The sequence below is a fragment of the Thioalkalivibrio sp. AKL8 genome (assembly GCF_000380525.1).
In the GTDB taxonomy this organism is placed as follows: domain Bacteria; phylum Pseudomonadota; class Gammaproteobacteria; order Ectothiorhodospirales; family Ectothiorhodospiraceae; genus Thioalkalivibrio; species Thioalkalivibrio versutus.
Window position 1 is genome coordinate 288,201 of sequence record NZ_AQYF01000009.1, and the last position, 14,130, is coordinate 302,330.

Annotated in this window: 14 protein-coding genes; 12 read left to right on the top strand and 2 right to left on the bottom strand. The window is 65.6% G+C overall.

All coding sequences use genetic code 11. From position 1 onward, the window contains the following. The first annotated feature begins 124 nt into the window (after positions 1-124). Positions 125-898 carry an adenosylcobinamide-GDP ribazoletransferase gene (locus tag G335_RS0110715; RefSeq protein ID WP_018176753.1) on the top strand — a complete coding sequence of 258 codons (774 nt, stop codon included), beginning with the start codon at positions 125-127 and terminating at the stop codon, positions 896-898. An 11-nt stretch (positions 899-909) separates the two neighbouring features. Here G335_RS0110715 and G335_RS0110720 read toward each other — a convergent pair whose 3' ends face one another. Beyond that, positions 910-1,119, bottom strand: coding sequence for a hypothetical protein (locus G335_RS0110720; RefSeq protein ID WP_026304825.1), 210 nt, complete (start codon positions 1,117-1,119; stop codon positions 910-912). A gap of 114 nt (positions 1,120-1,233) precedes the next feature. Here G335_RS0110720 and G335_RS0110725 point away from each other — a divergent pair, with 114 nt between their 5' ends. The 6 genes from G335_RS0110725 (at position 1,234) to G335_RS0110750 (ending at position 7,383) form a co-directional block, all read left to right on the top strand. Continuing rightward, a complete protein-coding gene (locus G335_RS0110725) occupies positions 1,234-1,860 on the top strand; it encodes a YIP1 family protein (protein ID WP_018176755.1) in 627 nt (208 codons plus the stop codon). A 656-nt stretch (positions 1,861-2,516) separates the two neighbouring features. After that, positions 2,517-3,881, top strand: coding sequence for a flagellin (locus G335_RS0110730; RefSeq protein ID WP_018176756.1), 1,365 nt, complete (start codon positions 2,517-2,519; stop codon positions 3,879-3,881). A 73-nt stretch (positions 3,882-3,954) separates the two neighbouring features. Next, the gene (locus G335_RS14420) at positions 3,955-4,380 is read left to right on the top strand and encodes a flagellar protein FlaG (RefSeq protein WP_255349374.1); all 426 of its coding nucleotides are present in this window, start codon (positions 3,955-3,957) and stop codon (positions 4,378-4,380) included. A 744-nt stretch (positions 4,381-5,124) separates the two neighbouring features. Continuing rightward, the gene (gene fliD, locus G335_RS0110740; protein ID WP_018176758.1) at positions 5,125-6,492 is read left to right on the top strand and encodes a flagellar filament capping protein FliD; all 1,368 of its coding nucleotides are present in this window, start codon (positions 5,125-5,127) and stop codon (positions 6,490-6,492) included. A gap of 38 nt (positions 6,493-6,530) precedes the next feature. Beyond that, the gene (fliS, locus tag G335_RS0110745) at positions 6,531-6,944 is read left to right on the top strand and encodes a flagellar export chaperone FliS (RefSeq protein WP_018169828.1); all 414 of its coding nucleotides are present in this window, start codon (positions 6,531-6,533) and stop codon (positions 6,942-6,944) included. Positions 6,945-6,990: 46 nt separating this feature from the next. Further along, the gene (locus G335_RS0110750; protein ID WP_018176759.1) at positions 6,991-7,383 is read left to right on the top strand and encodes a flagellar protein FliT; all 393 of its coding nucleotides are present in this window, start codon (positions 6,991-6,993) and stop codon (positions 7,381-7,383) included. A gap of 246 nt (positions 7,384-7,629) precedes the next feature. On the opposite strand, the gene G335_RS0110755 is transcribed toward G335_RS0110750, so the two are convergent. Then, positions 7,630-9,822, bottom strand: a complete 2,193-nt coding sequence (locus G335_RS0110755; protein ID WP_018176760.1) for a bifunctional (p)ppGpp synthetase/guanosine-3',5'-bis(diphosphate) 3'-pyrophosphohydrolase — start codon at positions 9,820-9,822, stop codon at positions 7,630-7,632. A 99-nt stretch (positions 9,823-9,921) separates the two neighbouring features. Between G335_RS0110755 and G335_RS0110760 the strand changes: the two genes are divergently transcribed. From G335_RS0110760 to pyrC, 5 genes are all read left to right on the top strand, one after another. Beyond that, on the top strand, positions 9,922-10,755 hold the full coding sequence (locus G335_RS0110760; protein ID WP_018176761.1) for an alpha/beta hydrolase: 834 nt from the start codon (positions 9,922-9,924) through the stop codon (positions 10,753-10,755). Between the two features lie 116 nt (positions 10,756-10,871). After that, the gene (locus tag G335_RS0110765) at positions 10,872-11,900 is read left to right on the top strand and encodes a hypothetical protein (protein WP_026304826.1); all 1,029 of its coding nucleotides are present in this window, start codon (positions 10,872-10,874) and stop codon (positions 11,898-11,900) included. Between the two features lie 71 nt (positions 11,901-11,971). Next, the gene (locus G335_RS0110770) at positions 11,972-12,718 is read left to right on the top strand and encodes a class I SAM-dependent methyltransferase (RefSeq protein WP_018176763.1); all 747 of its coding nucleotides are present in this window, start codon (positions 11,972-11,974) and stop codon (positions 12,716-12,718) included. Between the two features lie 5 nt (positions 12,719-12,723). After that, the gene (locus G335_RS0110775; RefSeq protein ID WP_026304827.1) at positions 12,724-12,984 is read left to right on the top strand and encodes a DUF167 domain-containing protein; all 261 of its coding nucleotides are present in this window, start codon (positions 12,724-12,726) and stop codon (positions 12,982-12,984) included. A 57-nt stretch (positions 12,985-13,041) separates the two neighbouring features. Continuing rightward, complete coding sequence (gene pyrC, locus G335_RS0110780) at positions 13,042-14,073, top strand: dihydroorotase (protein WP_018176765.1); 1,032 nt, start codon at positions 13,042-13,044, stop codon at positions 14,071-14,073. Positions 14,074-14,130: the final 57 nt, after the last annotated feature.

The following is a 14,130-nucleotide window of genomic DNA, read 5'->3' on the forward strand; positions in this document are numbered from 1 at the left end:
GCAGGGGCTTCGCGGCCAAGGCCGCTCCCACAGGAATGCCGAGAACCAGCGGTGTGCGTCCTACATATTGTAGGAGCGCCCTTGGCCGCGAATACCTCCCACCAAAGTCCGACCGGGCACCCGCATGAGCGCCGCGCTAACACCCCTCTGGCTGGCCCTCCAGTTCCTCACCCGCCTGCCCACCCCCGCGCTCGACCCGCAACCGGCCGACCTGGGTCGTTCGGTACTGGCTTACCCGCTGGTCGGCCTGATCCTGGGCCTGGTCGTGATACTGGTCGGTATCGCGCTGGCGGCCATACCTGGCACGCCGCCGCTCTTGGTCGCGGCACTGGCGCTCGCGTTATGGGTCGGTCTGACGGGTGCGCTGCACCTGGACGGGCTAGCGGACACGGTGGACGCCTGGGTCGGCAGCCACCAGGATCCGGAACGCGCTCAGGCCATCATGAAGGATCCCACCAGCGGCCCGATGGCGGTCGCGGCCCTGATCCTGGTGCTGCTGATCAAGTTCGCCGCGCTTGTGGCCGTGGTGGAGGCGGGCGCCTGGATGGCGTTGCTGGTCGCCATCGTGCTGGGGCGCGCGGCGCTCACCGGGCTGTTTCTGCTGGTGCCCTATGTGAGAGAGCAGGGCCTGGGTGCCGAGATGGCCGCACACCTGCCGCGCAGCCCCGCCCAGATGGTGCTGGTCGCCACCGGCGTGTTGATCCTGCTACTGGCGCTGGTCACCGGCGTTTGGGGCCTGATCCTGGGCCTGGCCGCTGCGCTGGCCTTGGTGTTCGCCATCGCCGCCTTCCTGCGTCGCTGGCTCGGCGGTTTCACCGGCGATACCGCCGGCGCCACCCTGGAGCTCGTGGAAATGGTGGCGATTACCGTCATGGCGCTAGTGCTCGCCCTGCATTAGGGCGCTGCTGCTCAATGAGGCGAGGTGTTTCCCATCGCCTTGTCCAGCAGCGCAAGACCTTCCTGTTCCCGGCCCTGACCACGCTGGGCGCGCACCCGGAAAAGGGTCTCGGCATCGTGCTCCGCAATCATCAGCGTGGCCATTTCGTCGACAAGGCGGTTCACGCTGGTCCCGCGTTCGCGCGCCAGCGCCTTCAGCCGTTCGTACTTGTCGTCCGGCAAACGGATCGTCAATCGAGCCAATTCAGGGTCTCCGCGTTCAGGACCAGATGATGCATGTCGAGAGTTCGTAAAAGCTGTCATCGAATGGTCACGGAATTGCCACATACTTCGGCGATGAACGTTCCCGTGAGACTCAACCCGGCCCGCATGACCCTGCGCGCGCTCGTAAACCCGCTTGGGGCGGTGCGCGATGCGCGTGCAATCGAGCCGGCCCCGCCGTGGTGGCAGACGTTTCTGGGGCTGGCGTTGCCGGTGCTGCTGGTGAGCGTGGTCGCGAGCCAATGGCTTTACCAGGTGATCCCGACCGGCCTGCCACCCGAGGCCATGCCGGGCGCCTGGGGCTTTGGCGTCTACAGCATGCTGGCGATGAGCATCGGGGTGCTGGGGATGGCCTGGTCCGCGCACTACCTGACCGATCTGTTCCAGGGCTATTCGCACCCGGACCGGGCGATGCTGGCGGTTTCCGTAGGGCTGCTGCCCGCCTGGGTCGGCAAGGTGGTCGCGGCGTTCCCCTGGCCCTGGGGCAACGGCATCGCGTTGCTGCTGATCCTGTATTCCCTCTGGCTGCTCTACTGGGCCCTGCGCGAGATCATCGGCCTGCGCCGCGGCAACCGCATCGGCCTGTTCGTGGCCACCATCTTCTGCGGCGCCTTCATCACCCTGATCTTCGGCTGGCTCCTGATGGACCTGATCCCCGGCGCCACCCCCGATCACCGCATCGGCACCACCTGGCTGCTCTAGCCCGCGCCAGCCGTGGTGACCGGCACCTGTGACTATCGCAGCAGTCGCCCCCTACACACCCCGTCATCCCGGAAACCGCGAAGCGGTTATCCGGGATCTCCACCGTCGGGGGTGGCGCAGACGTCGGGGCGTCCCCGCGTGGGGAGATCCCGGCTCTCCGCTTCGCTGCGGCCGGGATGACGGTAAGGGGAGCGCAGCGGCCGGGATGACGGGGAGGGGCGCGTTGCGGCCGGGGTGATGGCGAAGGAGGGGCCCGCCGGGACAAAGGCCAGGGGATGCGGGCTGGATGGATGCACGCACGTTCGGGATGACCACCCATCCCTCGGGACGATCACCCAACCCTCGTCATCCCGGAAACTGCGGAGCAGTTATCCGGGATCTCCGTCGTTGGACGTGGCACATACGTCGGGGTGTGCCCGCGTGGGGAGATCCCGGCTCTTCGCTGCGCTACGGCCGGGATGACGAGAGCGATGGCGGGGGTGGGGCCGGGCCGGTCAGGGGCGCGGCGGCAAAGGAGTGCCGCCCCGTGGCAAAAAAATTCGAAATTAGGCTAAAGGTTCCTGGGTGAGGGTCGTTAAGGCTTGTGAGAGCGGGGATCAACCCGTTCACCAGAACCGCCCGAGGCGGTGACGCAAGACTCTTACAGGAGAGCGATCATGTCCCAAGTAATTAACACCAACGTTCTTTCCCTGAACGCCCAGCGTAACCTGAACAACTCCCAGGGCGCGCTGTCTCAGAGCCTGGAGCGTCTGTCCTCGGGCCTGCGTATCAACAGCGCCAAGGATGACGCGGCCGGCCTGGCCATCGCCGAGCGTTTCACCACCCAGATCCGCGGTCTGAACCAGGCGGTGCGTAACGCCAACGACGGTATTTCTTTCGCGCAGACAGCGGAGGGCGCCCTGGGGACCGTGGGTGACGCGCTGCAGCGTATCCGCGAATTGGCCGTCCAGTCGGCGAACGATACCAATTCCGCCTCCGACCGCCAGGCGTTGAATAACGAAGTTCAGCAGCTGATTGCCGAGGTCGACCGGGTCGCAAACGCGACCGAGTTCAACGGACAAAAGATCCTGGATGGCTCGCTTGAAGATCTGTTCTTCCAAGTGGGTGCGAACCAGGGTCAGACGATCTCCGTGAACGGGGTCAATGCCCAGGCCTCCGTGCTGGGTGCTGCCGTGGCCGAAGGAAACAGCATTGATACAGTTGCAACGAATCTGGCGGACGATTTGGCGGGCGATTTGACCGTTCAGGGTGTGAGTATCGACCTGACCGACGTGGCATCCGTGAACGACATCGTTGCCGCGATCAACAACGAGCTTTCGACCACCGGGGTCGAGGCCTCGCGTGCCACAAGCGTGACTTCGAGCGAATTGACGGTGGATGACAGCGCCACTGGTTCGATCGAACTGAATGGCGTCAAAATAGATTTTACGGCCGGTGATGGCGCAGCGGGGATGGTGGAGAGCATTAACAACTTCACGGCGCAGACCGGAGTTACCGCCGAAGAGGGCGAAAATGCTGGCACGATTGTGTTAACCAACACGTCGGGTGCCAATATCGCGCTTGTGGATGACGCCCCTGCGATCCTGGGTGGCGATGCCACCTTCGAGGCGGGTATCGTCTTGGCTGGTGAAGTGGGTACAGAGATTGAAGTGGGTGGTACGGACGCTGCTACCTTGGGTGGACTGAATGACGCGCTCACCGAGCAGAACCGGCTCAACAACGTCGACGTTCTGACGCGCGAGAGTTCGACCGAGGCCCTGCGCACCATGGACTTCGCGCTGCAGCAGGTGAGTGGCCTGCGCTCCGAACTGGGTGCGGTGCAGATCCGCTTCGAGAACACCATCAACAACCTGGAAATCTCCACGGAGAACCTGTCCGCAGCCCGTTCGCGGATCCAGGATGCGGACTTCGCTTCGGAGACGGCCGAGCTGACACGCGCCCAGGTGCTGCAGCAGGCGGGTACCTCGGTGCTGTCGCAGGCCAACGCCGTTCCGCAGAACGTGCTGGCCCTGCTGCAGTAAGCTCGATCACTCGGGCTCTGGTTGAGGGTGGATGGCGAAGCCGCCATCCACCCCTTCTGATGAGGACAGCGATATGAGTGATGGAATCGGTAATATCACATCGCCGCTGGTTGCAGTGAACCCGCGCGGGGGTGAGGGGGCGAAGGCGCCCGGTCCCGGCGCGGGTCTTGTTGGTGGCGAGGGGCAGCCGGAGGCCGTGGCTCGTGCGGACAGTCGTTCGGAATCAACGGCTCCTGGTTCCACCGGACCGGCGATCGAGGCCATGGATATGGCCGAGGTCAATCATGTGGTCGAGTCGATCAATTCCTATCTGCAATCCACCAAGCGGGCGCTGGAGTTCAGCGTGGACGACAGCAGCGGCCGCACGGTGATTACGGTGATGGACGGAGAACGAGAAGAGGTGATCCGCCAGATCCCGCCGGAGGCCGTGCTGGCCCTGGTGGAGCAGTTCCAGACCGAGCAGGAGCTCGGCGGTACGGGGCTGGCGGACAAGGCCTGAGCGCCTTCTTCAGACTGCACCTCAACGCGGTATGTTTCATTGAGCCGGATCCGGTAATGGGTCCGGCTTTTTTCGTTGTGCCAGCGCCAGCCAGCCGCAGATCCACGGTCCGCTGGCCCCTTCCCTGTCATCCGTGCCGCGGCCCCCTTGCCGTCATCCCGGCCGCAGCGAAGCGAAGAGCCGGGATCTCCCGCGCCGGGATGCACCACACGGAAGGGGCAGCCTTGGCGGTGGAGATCCCGGATAACTGCTGCGCAGTTTCCGGGGTGACGGGGTTGGGGTTTGGATGGCGTTTCGGGTGTTTGCGCCTTTCCGTGGCCTGGCGATTCGCGGGGCGCGATTCCGGCCACGCCCGCTTCACCATAGACGCGGCCACAGCCGCTCTACCGTCATCCCGGCCGCAGCGCAGCGGAGAGCCGGGATCTCCCGCGCCGGAATGCCCCCGACGTCTGTGCCACCTTCGGCGGTGGAGATCCCGGATAACTGCTGCGCAGTTTCCGGGATGACGGAGTATGGGTCTGGGGCTGGGTCGGATCGACGTATTGGGGCCAGGTTCTGGCGATTGCTTCGCTTCGCTCGCAATGACGGGGTTGCGGGCGGGGCTGGGGACGGACGTCCGGCGTCGACGGATTCTTCTGCGGCCCGCTCAAGATTTGGGCTAGGCTGTCGTTAAGTGATATATCGCACGTGCAAAGGGCACGTACAAAGGGTTCGAGACGTCGAACGCCGAGGAGCAGAGAGACCATGGCCATCAGTTCATTGGGTGTTGGATCGGGACTGGATCTGAATCAGATCGTTGGTGACCTGATCAATGCCGAGCGAGTACCGAAAGAGCAGCGTTTCGATCGCCGGGAAGGGCGGATCGAGGCGCAGATCTCCGCGTTCGGCAACCTGACCAACAGCGTGGAGCAGGTGGGTGGGAGCCTGAGCCGGTTGGCGGGCTTCGAGCTGTCGCAGTCGGCGACGGTCTCGGACTCCAGCGTGGCCAGTGTGACGTCCGACGGCACGGCCGCGAACGGCGATTTCTCTCTGCAAGTTAAGGAGCTGGCGCAGGCGCAGAGCGTAGCGACGGCGGCCGGTCAGTTCGATGACTCGGATGCGGAGGTGGGCGCCGGCCTGCTGGAGATCAGCGTGGGCGGCGGAAATACCATTACCATCGACGTGGAGGAGGGCGACACGCTCCGGGACGTGCGCAACGCGATCAACGCGGCCGAGGGCGGTGTGACGGCCTCCATCGTGAACGATGGCAGTGGCGCGCGATTGGTGCTGAACGCTACGGAGACCGGAGCGGAGAACACGATCTCCGTGGCCGTGAACGGTGACACCGCAGCCGCGAACGACGGGCTGGGTCGTTTGGCGAGCGGGAATCTGGAAACGACCCAGCAGGCGCGTGACGCCGTCGCCGTCATCAACGGTCTGGAAGTGACCAGTTCGACCAATACGCTCGATGACACCATTGAGGGGTTGAGCATCGAGTTGCGCGCGACTTCCGAGGCCCCGGTGACGGTCTCCGTTAGCGAAGACCAGGATCAGTTGCGGGCGGCCCTGCAGGGCTTTGTGGAGTCCTACAACGGCCTGGTGGGCCAGACGCGGGAACTGACTTCGTTCAACCCGGACTCCGAGGAGGGGTCGGTGCTGACGGGGGACAGTACGGTGCGCGGTATTCGCAGCCGCCTGGGCAATGCGCTGATGCAGCCGGCCCAGGTGCCGGACGCCAATGCGCAGACGCTGGCGGAACTGGGGATCGTGTCCAACCGCGACGGGACGCTCTCGTTTGACGGTGAGCGTTTCGATCGTGCGATGGAGACGGATGGCTTCGACCGGGTCACCGAGATCGTGCGCGAGATCGGCGGGCGCATGCAGGAAGTGACGGACGGCTTTATCGGGCCGGAGGGTCTGATCAATGCGCGAACGGACGGCTTGCGCAACGACCTGGAGCGGATCGGCCAGCAACGCGAGAATCTGGAGGTCCGCCTGGAGCAGATGGAACAGCGCCTGATCGGCCAGTTCTCGCGGATGGATAGTGCCGTGGCGCAGATGCAGAGCACGGGTGATTTTCTGATGGGGCAGCTGGCGAACATGCCGCTGGCCCAGAACAATTCTCGTCGATAGTCGCCCCGTTTGGGCGAACGGATAACGGAGACCAACGCATGTACGGACCGGGCATGAATCGCGGAGTGAACCAGTACCGGCAGTCGGGCGCGCTGGCCGAGGCCCAGGTGGCGGACCCGTACCGCCTGATCCAGATGCTCTTCGAGGGCGCACTGGAGCGGATTGCCGTGGCCAAGGGTGCCATGCAGCAGGGCAACGTGGCCCTGAAGGGCGAAAAGATCGGCAAGGCGATCGACATTGTCGAGTCCCTGCGGGCAGTGCTGGACCACAAGCACAACGGCGAGCTGGCCGGGAACCTGGATGCGCTCTACGAGTACATGAGCCGCCGCCTGCTGGAGGCGAATGCGAAGAACGATCCGGCGGCACTGGACGAGGTGGCCAAGCTGCTGCGCGAGATCAAGGCTGGCTGGGACGATATTCCGTCCGAACAACGTGTTGCCCGGGCGAGTTGAAGGCGCCCATGGGCCAGCTTCTCGTGTGCCCCCAGGGCCGACGCCTATGACGGCCGGCGATAGGACCGATACCGCCGACGTCACGGTCGCGGCGACCATGGAGGATGCTGTCGAAGCGATCCGCGCCCATATGGCACGGGCCGTGGCCGAGGAGGATTGGGAAGAGTTGCAGGAGCTGGACCGGCAGACGAGGGCTCTGGTGGAGCGGGCCTTCGGAGCCGATCCGGTGCCGCTGCGCGATGACTCCGGTGCGGCGCTGCGCGCGGCCCTGGAGGACTTGGCGCGCTTCTACGAGACCTCCGTACAGGACCTGTCGCAACGACGGGGCGAGGTCGCGCAGCAGATCCGCGAGCTGAAGTCCGGGCGCAAGGGCACCAACGCCTACGAGACGACCCGGCGGCATTCCATGCGGGCCGGGCCGGGCCACTCGGCCGACTGACGGGGCTCTGTACCCGGTCGGCACTTTTTCGACATCCAGCAAAGCTCGATCCCCCCTCCCGTCATCCCGGAAACCGCGGAGCGGTTATCCGGGATCTCTGTGGCGCGGTGCGCCCGCGCGTTGGGGCGTGTCCGGCGTGGGAGATCCCGGCTCTTCGCTGCGCTACGGCCGGGATGACGGGGAGCGCACGTTGTGCCGGGATGACGGGAAGGGGCGGCGATGTACGGTCTGGTTGACGAGATGCGGTCAGGGGTTTGGGGGTAGGCGGCGGACGGTTTGGACGCTGCTGAGGGATTGGAGGCGGTCGAAGAGGTGGCTGAGTTCGCCGAGGTCGCTGAATTCGGCTTCCAGTTCCATGCGGACGCTGCGGTCTTCGCGGTTGGTTTCGGTGTTTACGCGCAGCAGGTTGATGCCGCATTCGGAGAAGGCGTTGCCGACTTCGCCCAGCAGGCCGGGGCGGTCGTGGGCATCCACCTCCAGGGTGATCGCCTCGCGTTCGGGCTCTTCGCCCCAGGAGACGGGGATCAGGCGGCCGCGCTTGTCTTCCGGCATGTGCAGGATGTTTACGCAGTCGCTGCGGTGCACGGAGACGCCGGCGCCGCGGGTGATGAAGCCGATGATCGGATCACCGGTCTGCGGATTGCAGCACTGGGCACGAGTGGTTAGTAGCCCACCCACACCCCGGATTCGGATGTCGTCCGGTTTGGCTTCGCCCTCGTGGCGGCGCGGCCGCTGTGGCGCAGGGGTGGCAGCCGGCTGTTCGCCCGTTCGGGCGTCGCGCAGCTGGTGGGAAATGCGTCCGGCGATCTGGGCGGTGGTGACATCCCCCGCGCCCAGGGCAATCAGGAGTTCGTCGAAGGTCTGATACTTCATTGCCTCGGCCAGCGCGCTGCGGTCGAGGATGTGGCCGCAGCCGAGGCGCTGGCATTCGCGATCGAACAGGTGCTTGCCGGTCGCCAGGTGTTCGTCCTGGTGCTGCTGACGAAACCAGGTGCGGACCTTGGAGCGCGCGCGGGCGGTGTTGAGATAGCCCAGCGCGGGGCTCAGCCAGTCGCGGCTGGGCCCGCCTTCGCGGGTGGTCAGGATCTCCACGCGCTCGCCGGACTTCAGCTTGTAGGTGAGCGGGACGATATGGCCGTCGACCTTGGCGCCGCGGCAGCGGTGGCCGACCTCGGTGTGAACGGCGTAGGCGAAGTCCAGCGGGGTCGCGCCCTGGGACAGGTCCAGCACTTCGCCCTGGGGCGTGAGCACGAACACGCGTTGGTGCAGCGGTTCGCTCTGGATCTCGTCGAGCAGGTTCTGGTCGTTGTTGTCGGCGGCCTCCAGCAGCTGCCGCAGGCTGTTGATGGCGCGGTTGAGCGCCTGATCCTCACGCCCGCCTTCCTTGTAGCGCCAGTGCGCGGCGACCCCGAGCTCGGCGAAGTCGTCCATCTCGCGGGTGCGGATCTGCACTTCCACGACCTTGCCCTCCGGTCCGACCACGGCCGTGTGCAGGGACTGGTAGCCGTTGTCCTTGGGGTTGGCGATGTAGTCGTCGAATTCGCTGGGCAAGTGGCGCCAGTCGTTGTGGACGATGCCGAGCACGGTGTAGCAGGTGGCCAGCTGGTCGACGATCACGCGGGTGGCGCGCAGATCGTACAGCTCCGACAGCGAGGTGCGCTTGCGCTGCATCTTTTTCCAGATGCTGTAGATGTGCTTCGGCCGGCCGAAGACCCGGGCCTCGATGCCGTCTGCCTGCAGGCGTGTCTTCAACGTGCGGGCGAACTCTTCGACGTAGGATTCTCTTTCAGTGCGGTTTTCTTCGAGGCCGACGGCGATGTCGCGGTAGGTTTCGGGTTCCAGGATGCGCAGGGCGAGGTCTTCCATCTCCCACTTGAGCTGGCCCACCCCGAGGCGGTTGGCCAGCGGTGCGATGACGTCGAGGGTCTCCTGGGCGAGGATGCGGGCGCCTTCGTCGGGCTCGCGGACCAGCTGGCGCAGGTGCTGCACCCGAAACGCCAGCTTGATCAGCACGGCGCGCACGTCGTCCACCATGGCCATCAGCATGCGGCGCAGGCGTTCGGCCTGTTCCGGACGCCCGGCCGGGGCCTCGAAGCGGCGGCGCACCAGCGCGGCGACGTTGGTGGTCAGCCGGGCCACCGCGGCACCGAAGCGCTGCTCGAGCTCGGCCGGCTTGAGCAGGTCCGCCAGATACACGGGTACCAGCAAGGTCGCAATCAGCGTCTGCCGATCGACGTTGAGATGGCGCAGGATCTCGGCCACGTCCAGTGGATGCGATTCAAGCCCGGCGGTATCGACGGCCTCCAGTGCTTGATCCAGTGCCTCGGCCAGCTGCAGGCCGGTGGCGTCGTCCAGGGGCTGGCTGCCCGCGAAATGGCGCAGCAACGCGTCGCGGTCGAGCCCCTGCAGATCGGTATTGGTCAGCAGCGAATGGCGCATGGAGGCAATCGTCGAAACAGAGCGAGAGCCCTATTGTACGGGAGCGCAGAAGGTGGCGAGAGGCTTGCGAACGGGGGTGACCGGGATCAGGATCGGGATATGGCCAACTTGTTCAAGATCCTGCTGCTCGTGGGGCTGGGCTATGTCCTGGTAACCGCGCTGATCTTCGTGACTCAGGATCGTCTGATCTATCTGCCGTCGAGCACGGTGACCAGCACGCCGGAGCGCATTGGGCTGGACTACGAGGAGGTCGAGCTGGTCACCGAAGATGGGGTTCGGATTCATGGCTGGTTCCTGCCGGGGCCCGGGGGCGACACGCCCGTGTTGCTCTTCCTGCATGGCAATGCCGGAAACATCGGTCACCGGTTGCATTCCCTACGCCAGTTCCACGAGCTGGGACTGGCCGTGCTGATCATCGATTACCGCGGCTACGGGCGGAGTTCGGGGCGCCCCGACGAGGCCGGCACCTACGCGGATGCCCGCGCCGCCTGGCAGTACCTGATTGATGACCGTTCGGTTTCGCCAGAGGAGATCGTGCTGTTTGGCCGTTCGCTGGGGGCGGCAGTCGCGGCGGAACTGGCAACGGGCGTGGAGCCGGCAGCGGTGATCCTGGAATCCGCCTTTACCTCGGCTGCCGATCTGGGGGCGCGGCATTACCCCTGGCTCCCGGTGCGGGCGCTGCTGCGGCACCAATACGACACCCTGGGCCGGGTGGGCGCGATCTCCGCGCCCATCCTGCTGGCTCATAGTGCCGAAGACGAGATCGTGCCATTCGAGCATGCCAAACGCCTGCGGGCCGCCGCTACGAATGCGCGAGTGCTGGAGATGAAGGGTGGCCACAACGACGCTTTTCTGGCCACGGGGGACGACTACACGGAGGGCCTGCGGGCGTTCCTCCGCGATGCGGGTGTGGCGGTCTACGGCCCTCAATGACGAACGGACAAAGAGACTGGAAGGGGCAGGTCGAGGGGAGAACCCGTGTTTCCCTCGTGGGAGATTGGTAGACTCCGCGGCTGTTTTGGCTGGAATGGATCTCCCTGGCGTCCGGAATGAGCGAATCTGCCGCAAAAGCCCCCCTGACGGTTACCTATTGTCGTGATAAGCAGCCGGAATCCGCGTCGGCGCCGGTGGTGATCCGCTTTGGCGGGGCGAGCGGTGTGAAATGCAAGCCCGGGCGTCTGGAGATCCGCGTGGGGCTGGAGCCCCTGGGTGGCGAGTCGGACTGGGCGGAATGCTGGTCGCTGCCGGACGGCGCCGAGGGCGAGACCGGGGTGGAAGGCTCGCTGAGCTACCTTCGCCACAAGGATTGCCTGATCGGTTGCTGGATTCAGCCGCTGGATGCCGCAGGCGACCCGGACCCCCTGACCGAGCGCGCGTACCGCGAGATCCTGGATGGCTGCCGTGCGCTGGGTTTCGAGCACCTGGTGCGGGTGTGGAACTATCTTCCCGCGATCAATGACCCGGTCGCCGGCCAGGAGCGCTATCGTGGCTTCTGCAGCGGGCGGGCGCGGGTGTTCGAGGCATTGCCGGAGTACGACCAGTTCCTGCCGGCGGCGACGGCGATTGGCACCCATTCCGACGGCTTGCTGATCTATTTCATTGCCACTCGCGAGGCGGCCGCGCGTATCGAGAATCCGCGCCAGGTCAGCGCGTATCACTACCCGCCTCAGTACGGGCCGCGCAGCCCTTCGTTTGCCCGCGCCAGTCTGTGGCAGTCGGGGCCGGAATCGGCCGAGCTGTTTATCTCGGGCACCGCCAGTATTGTCGGCCATGAAAGCCGGCATGTTGGCGATCTCGAGGCGCAGATCGACGAAAGCCTGCGCAATGTCGGTGTCCTGCTGGAACAGGCCGCCACGGATCACCCGGTTCGGGTGGAGAGGCCGCGCGACCTGTCGCTGCTCAAGGTGTACCTGCGCCATGCGGCCGATGCGTCGGCCGCGGAACGTCACTTGCGCGCGCGCCTTGGTCACGATGTGCCGTGCCTGTTGCTGCACGGGGATATCTGCCGCGAGGAGTTGCTGGTGGAGATCGAGGGACTTTATTCGGAGCGTCTGGCCGCGACGTTCGCGACACCATGAAGGATTGATGCCGGGCCGGTCAGGCCGCCGACTTGCGGTGGCGCCGGTCCCTTGCCTGGGGAGTACACGCAATGCAGCCAACCACCAAGAAGCCACACCCGGTCCTGAAGGACTACTACGGGGATGAAGCCAGCCGGCGCGCCTACGTCGACGACCTGTTCGACCGGACTGCCCCGTATTACGACCGAATCCTGCGGGTCGGCTTCTTCGGCACCGGGCAGTCGTATCGCCGGTTTGTCCTGAAACAATCCGGTCTCGAGGCCGGCATGGAGGTGCTGGACGTGGCCACCGGCACCGGCCCGGTTGCAGAGGAGATCCGCAAGGTGGTGGGCGATGACCACCTGACCTGCGTGGACCCGAGCCGCGGCATGATGGATGTGGCCCGAACCAAGATGGATGCCACGTTCGTGCAGAGCCTGGGCGAACAGATGCCCTTGCGCGACCAGCAGTACGACCGTCTGTACATGGGGTATGGGCTTCGCCATGTGCGCGACCTGCACGAGTTGTTCAGCGAGTACTTCCGCGTGTTGAAGCCCGGCGGGCGCTGCACCATTCTCGAGGTCTCGCGGCCACGTACGAAGTTCCAGTTTGGCCTGGCGCGTTTCTATTTCCGCGATTTCGTGCCGTTCGTGGGGAAGGTTCTCACCCGCGACCCGGACGGGCAACTGCTGATGCGCTATTTCTGGGACACCATCGATCAGTGCGTCCCCCCGGAGGACATCATGGAAACCCTGCGATCCGTCGGATTCGAAGACGTGCAGCGCAATGTCCAGCTCGGCGTCTTCAGCGCCTACATGGCGACGCGCCCGGCCGGGTAGGGTTTTTGGGCCGGTTGAAGGTCAAGGTGGCGCCCGGGAGCAAGCGCAACGCCATTGGCGGCTGGATGGGCGACACGCTCAAACTTCAGGTCCAGGCACCGCCCGAGAAGGGCCGCGCCAACGCGGCGGTGATCGAGCTCCTGGCGGCGGAACTGGACTGTCCCAAGTCGGCCGTGCAGGTGGTAGCCGGTGCGACCTCGCGCAGCAAGACCGTGGTGGTCGAGGGCTGGTCCGCGGCCGAGTTGCACCGCGCGTTATCCTCATGACTCATACACTGTGACGGGGCCCAGTACCGGACGGCCCCCCTGCGAAGGGAACTACGGATGAACCGCCTGACCCTGACTCGACCGGATGACTGGCACCTGCACCTGCGCGATGGCGATGTGCTGGCGACGGTACTGCCGGACACGGCGCGCCGCTTCCGCCGCGCCATCATCATGCCCAACCTGAAACCGCCGGTGACGACGGTGGAGGCCGCCGCCGAGTACCGCGACCGCATTCTGGCGGCGCTGCCGGAGGAGGCGGACTTCGAACCCCTGATGACGCTGTACCTGACCGAGGGCACGACACCGGGCATGATCGACGCGGCGCAGGCCTCCGGGTTCGTGCACGGGGTCAAGCTCTATCCCGCGGGTGCCACCACCAATGCGGCCAGTGGCGTGACCGATATCCGCCGCTGCTATCCGGTGTTCGAGGCGATGCAGCGGGTGGACCTGCCGTTGCTGATTCACGGCGAGGTGACCGATCCGGACGTGGACATCTTCGATCGCGAGGCGGTGTTTATCGAGCGCCACCTGGAGCCGCTGATCCGCGATTTTCCGGAGCTTCGGGTGGTGCTGGAACACATCACCACCGAGTCGGCCGTGCAGTTCATCCAGGACGGGCCGGCCAACGTCGGCTCCACGATCACGCCCCAGCACCTGCTGTACAACCGCAATGCGCTGTTCGCGGGCGGCATGCGGCCGCATCACTTCTGCCTGCCGATCCTGAAGCGCGAACGCCACCGCAAGGCGCTGCTCGAGGCGGCCACCAGTGGCCACCCGCGCTTCTTTTTGGGGACCGATAGCGCTCCGCATCCACGCCACGCGAAGGAGTCGGCGTGTGGCTGTGCCGGGATCTATTCCGCGCACGCGGCCATCGAGCTGTACGCGGAGGCCTTTGCCGCGGCGGACGCACTGGACCGGCTGGAGGGCTTTGCCAGTCATTTTGGCCCCGATTTTTACAAACTGCCGCGCAATACCGACAAGCTGACGCTGGAGCGGTCCCCGTGGACCGTACCGGAGGCCGTACTGTTCGGGCATGATCCGGGTGTGCCCCTGCGCGCAGGCGAGACGATCGCCTGGCAGCTGGCGTAGTCCAGCCTCCGGAAGCGGCCGGCGTGGCGAACCCTGTAACGGCTCGGCGGTCAGCAG

What these genes read in the sequence shown, in the direction of transcription:
- G335_RS0110715 (WP_018176753.1), top strand. Translation starts at nt 125, where the DNA reads ATGAGCGCCGCGCTAACACCCCTCTGGCTGGCCCTCCAGTTCCTCACC.
- G335_RS0110725 (WP_018176755.1), top strand. Translation starts at nt 1,234, where the DNA reads ATGAACGTTCCCGTGAGACTCAACCCGGCCCGCATGACCCTGCGCGCG.
- G335_RS0110730 (WP_018176756.1), top strand. Translation starts at nt 2,517, where the DNA reads ATGTCCCAAGTAATTAACACCAACGTTCTTTCCCTGAACGCCCAGCGT.
- G335_RS14420 (WP_255349374.1), top strand. Translation starts at nt 3,955, where the DNA reads ATGAGTGATGGAATCGGTAATATCACATCGCCGCTGGTTGCAGTGAAC.
- fliD (WP_018176758.1), top strand. Translation starts at nt 5,125, where the DNA reads ATGGCCATCAGTTCATTGGGTGTTGGATCGGGACTGGATCTGAATCAG.
- fliS (WP_018169828.1), top strand. Translation starts at nt 6,531, where the DNA reads ATGTACGGACCGGGCATGAATCGCGGAGTGAACCAGTACCGGCAGTCG.
- G335_RS0110750 (WP_018176759.1), top strand. Translation starts at nt 6,991, where the DNA reads ATGACGGCCGGCGATAGGACCGATACCGCCGACGTCACGGTCGCGGCG.
- G335_RS0110755 (WP_018176760.1), bottom strand. Translation starts at nt 9,822, where the DNA reads ATGCGCCATTCGCTGCTGACCAATACCGATCTGCAGGGGCTCGACCGC.
- G335_RS0110760 (WP_018176761.1), top strand. Translation starts at nt 9,922, where the DNA reads ATGGCCAACTTGTTCAAGATCCTGCTGCTCGTGGGGCTGGGCTATGTC.
- G335_RS0110765 (WP_026304826.1), top strand. Translation starts at nt 10,872, where the DNA reads ATGAGCGAATCTGCCGCAAAAGCCCCCCTGACGGTTACCTATTGTCGT.
- G335_RS0110770 (WP_018176763.1), top strand. Translation starts at nt 11,972, where the DNA reads ATGCAGCCAACCACCAAGAAGCCACACCCGGTCCTGAAGGACTACTAC.
- pyrC (WP_018176765.1), top strand. Translation starts at nt 13,042, where the DNA reads ATGAACCGCCTGACCCTGACTCGACCGGATGACTGGCACCTGCACCTG.